The following is a 4,022-nucleotide window of genomic DNA, read 5'->3' as shown; positions in this document are numbered from 1 at the left end:
GCAGAGTCATCGCCCGGCCCTATTTCAAACGCGGGGGATGGGGGAGTATTTTTCAAAAAAATCTCTTTGATTATCTCCCTTTCGCTTATTTTCCCCGGAGGGTCTTCGCCCCTGTCTGAACCCATCCAGACTCACTCCCTCAGCCTGATTTTTTCCGGGCCACCTGTTTCGCCCGGGGCCCCTTCGCTTTTCCCGGCCCCTTTCTCCCCTTCCTGAAGGGGTCCCGCTTCAGCGCTACCTTGAGCACTTCATCCATGTTCGTAACCAATTCAAAGTGAAGCTTCTTCCTGATGTACGGTGGCAGGTCGTTTAAATCCTTGCTGTTCTGATCCGGGAGGACGACGATTTTCATCCCGGCCCTCTGCGCCGCGAGGGATTTCTCCTTGAGGCCCCCAACGGGAAGAACCCTCCCCTTGAGGGTTATCTCCCCCGTCATCGCCACATCCTTCCTCACCGGTATTCCTGCCAGGACCGAGACAAGGGCCGTTGCGATCGTGATCCCCGCCGATGGTCCATCTTTCGGGATAGCGCCTGCAGGAACGTGTATGTGCATATCCTTCGTGGAAGGAAAGTCCTCTTTGATCCCGAGTGCCGATGCCCTGGACCGCGCATAGGTAACGGCCGCCTGCGCCGACTCTTTCATGATGTCACCGAGGTGGCCCGTAATGGCTATCTGTCCTTTTCCCTTCACCAGGGAGACCTCTATGAAAAGCAGGTCCCCTCCCGCCATGGTCCAGGCAAGACCCGTGGCAACGCCGACCTGGTCCACTTCCGACTCGCTCTCCGGGATAAACTTGGGCGGGCCGAGGTAGCGGTGGATGACGTTTGCACCTATCTTGAAAGGGGCTTTCTCCCCCTCGGCTATCCTCCGTGCCACTTTCCTGCACACATTCGCTATTTCCCTCTCCAGGTTTCGAAGGCCCGCCTCCTTCGTATACTGATTGATCATGCCAAGGAGGGCGCCATCGGTGAATTGAACGTCTTTTCCCTTTATGCCGTTTTCCTCTATCTGCCGCGGAACGAGGTATTTCCTTGCTATCTCCAGCTTTTCTATATCCGTGTATCCGGGAATGGTGATAACCTCCATCCTGTCCTTGAGCGCCGGCGGGATGGGATCGACGAGATTCGCCGTCGTGATGAACATCACCTTTGAAAGATCATAGGCAAGGTTGAGGTAGTGGTCAGAGAACATGAAGTTCTGTTCGGGATCGAGCACCTCGAGGAGGGCGGCCGAAGGGTCCCCCCTGAAATCCATCCCCAGCTTGTCTATCTCGTCGAGCATGAATACGGGGTTGTTCGTCCCCGCCTGCTTGATTCCCTGCACTATCCTGCCGGGCAGTGCTCCCACGTAGGTTCTCCTGTGACCCCTGATCTCCGCCTCGTCCCTGATACCCCCCAGCGAGATGCGCACGAATTTTCTCCTCATCGCCCGGGCGATGGATTTGCCGAGGCTCGTTTTTCCCACCCCGGGGGGGCCGACGAAACAGAGGATCGGCCCTCTCATATCCTTTTTCATCTTCCTGACGGCAAGGTATTCCAGGATCCTCTCCTTGACCTGATCGAGGTCGAAGTGGTCGTCGTCGAGAATCTTTTTCGCCGTCTTCAGGTTTATGTTGTCCTTCGTCCCCTTGCTCCAGGGCAACTCGACGAGCCAGTCCAGGTATGTCCTCACCGTGGCAGCCTCGGCAGAATCAGGGTGCATCAACTCCAGCCTCCTGAGCTGTTTCTCCGCCTCTTTTCTGCCTTCATCGTGTATTCCCGATGCAACGATCTTTTGCCTGAGGTCCTCGATCTCCTCGGTTTTTCCATCGATATCACCGAGTTCGTGCTTTATCGCCTTCAACTGCTCCCTGAGAAAATACTCCCTCTGGGTCTTGCTCATCTCCTCCTTGGCCTGATCCTGGATCATCGTCTGCATCTCCGCCAGCTGCAGCTCTCTCGAGAGAAGGGTGTTTACCCTGGTCAGCCGCTCCACCGGGTCGATCACCTCCAGAACGGACTGGGCCTCCTCGATCTTCAGGCGCAGGTTCGAGGCCACGAGGTCCGCCAGGATACCCGGGCTGTTTATGTTCTCCATGACCATGGAAATCTCTGCGGGGAGGCTCTTCAGGTTCAATATCTTCTCGATCTTCTCCTTTACCGATCTCATGAGCGCTTCCGTCTCGAGGGATATCTCCTTCACCTCCTGCTCCGGCATCATTGTCGTTTCCACCATCATGTGGGAGCCCTCCTGCTTGTACTGCAGGATTTTCCCTTTCACGATACCCTGAATCAGGATCTTGATCCTCCCGTCGGGAAGCTTGAGCATCCTCATGATCATCGCCACGGTCCCCACGGGATAGATCTCATCGGTCTTCGGCTCCTCGATCGTGGCATCTTTCTGCGCCGCCAGGAAGATATAGCGCTTGCCGGCTAGCGCACTGTCCACCGCGGCGATCGACGCCTCCCTTCCGACAAAGAGCGGCAGCGTCATGTAGGGGAAGATGACAATATCCCTTACAGGGAGAAGCGGGAGAACACCGGGAACATCGTCGAATTCGTGCGCATCTTTCCCTTCCTCTCCAGCCTCGTCCTCCTTCTCATCAACCACTTTTCCGAGAGATTCATATTTTTCCAACCGTTTCCCCCTTTTCTCAGTCTCCGTCAACTTCGATCTTAACCTTCTTCCCTCTCCCTCTTTTCTCTTCGCAACGGTCCACGTGAATCTTGAGCACCCCCTCCCTGTATGAGGCCCTCGCTGAAAGCATGTTCACTGCTCCCGTGAACTCGAATGTCTTCCTGAACCGGCCGTAACTCCTCTCCATGCAGAGAAATACCGCACCCCCTTCGATTCTCCTGTCCTCTTTCATCCCCGCAATGATCAGCCGGTTACCGGCGACATCGACGGACAGGGACTCCACGTCGACACCGGGAACCTCGATCACGATGTGCAACCCATCCCCGGTCTCGAAAATATCTGCCGGCGGGGAAAAGGTCATCCCCCGGTCCCCGCTCTTTTCCTGCAGAATCTCCTTCTTCTCCGAGAGGTCAAGAATGTATATGCCCCTGCCGAAATCGTTCACGCCACCACCACGAACTTCATGTTTTGAACTTTTTCTTCACCAGGTCTCTCATGTATCGCCGCAGCTCTTTTCTCATATCCTCCCTCTGCAACGCAAAGGCGATGTTCGCCTTTAAAAACCCTGTTTTTTGCCCCGCATCGTATCTCTTTCCTTTGAACTCAACGGCATACACGCCCGTTTCTCCGATCATGCGTTTCATCGCATCGGTGAGCTGAATCTCGCCGCCCGAACCGGGCCTCGTATTCGATAGGGCGTCGAATATCGCAAAGGGCAAAATGTACCGTCCGATGATCGCCAGGTTGGACGGTGCCGCCGAACGCTGCGGTTTTTCAACCATATCGCGCACTTCGATGACGTTTCCCCTTTTCTTTCCCGGGTTAATTATACCGTACCTTGAGACCTTTTCCGGGTCAACTCTTTCCACGGCAACGTATATGCCCGTCCCGAATTTCTCATAGGCCTCGATCAGCTGCGCCGTGGCCGGCACCTCGGCATCGATGATGTCATCCCCGAGAACCACGGCAAAATCCTCCCCGCCGACCAGATCCCTGGCCCGGAGAACGGCATGGCCGAGACCCAGCGGCAGGTTCTGGCGAACATAGAAAAAGTCCGCCATCTCGCTTATTTTCCGAATCTCTTCGAGCTCGTCTTTTCTCTTTTTCTCCTTCAGCAGTTCCTCCAGTTCGAAGGATATATCGAAATGATCCTCGATGGCGTGCTTTCCCCTTCCCGTGACAATTATGATCCCGGTAATGCCCGATGCGACAACCTCTTCGACGCACTGTTGAATAAGGGGTTTGTCGACGAGCGGGAGCATCTCTTTCGGCGAAGACTTGGTAGCGGGGAGAAACCTCGTCCCGAGTCCAGCCGCGGGAAACACCGCCTTTTTCACGACCATCGCACCCTCCTTGTCCACGCTATTTTTGTTCAGTAGACGGGCACTGCCATTTCCGCCACTTT

3 protein-coding genes are annotated in these 4,022 nt (G+C 55.4%); all 3 read right to left on the bottom strand.

Annotated elements, in window-relative coordinates; genetic code table 11:
* Positions 1-139 precede the first annotated feature (139 nt).
* From lon to galU, 3 genes are read right to left on the bottom strand one after another with little or no spacing between them, the layout of a single operon-like run.
* Positions 140-2,617 carry an endopeptidase La gene (gene lon / locus GTN70_09075; GenBank protein NIO17136.1) on the bottom strand — a complete coding sequence of 826 codons (2,478 nt, stop codon included), beginning with the start codon at positions 2,615-2,617 and terminating at the stop codon, positions 140-142.
* A gap of 16 nt (positions 2,618-2,633) precedes the next feature.
* Positions 2,634-3,062: an Hsp20 family protein gene (locus GTN70_09070; protein NIO17135.1), complete on the bottom strand. Its 429-nt coding sequence runs from the start codon at positions 3,060-3,062 to the stop codon at positions 2,634-2,636.
* A 16-nt stretch (positions 3,063-3,078) separates the two neighbouring features.
* A complete protein-coding gene (galU, locus tag GTN70_09065; protein ID NIO17134.1) occupies positions 3,079-3,960 on the bottom strand; it encodes a UTP--glucose-1-phosphate uridylyltransferase GalU in 882 nt (293 codons plus the stop codon).
* Between the last annotated feature and the right edge of the window lie 62 nt (positions 3,961-4,022).

The organism is Deltaproteobacteria bacterium, from assembly GCA_011773515.1.
GTDB lineage: Bacteria > Desulfobacterota > Deferrimicrobia > J040 > J040 > WVXK01.
The sequence above is the reverse complement of the archived record's forward strand: the minus strand, read 5'-3'. Positions and strand labels throughout refer to the sequence as shown.

What these genes read in the sequence shown, in the direction of transcription:
- galU (NIO17134.1), bottom strand. Translation starts at nt 3,960, where the DNA reads ATGGTCGTGAAAAAGGCGGTGTTTCCCGCGGCTGGACTCGGGACGAGG.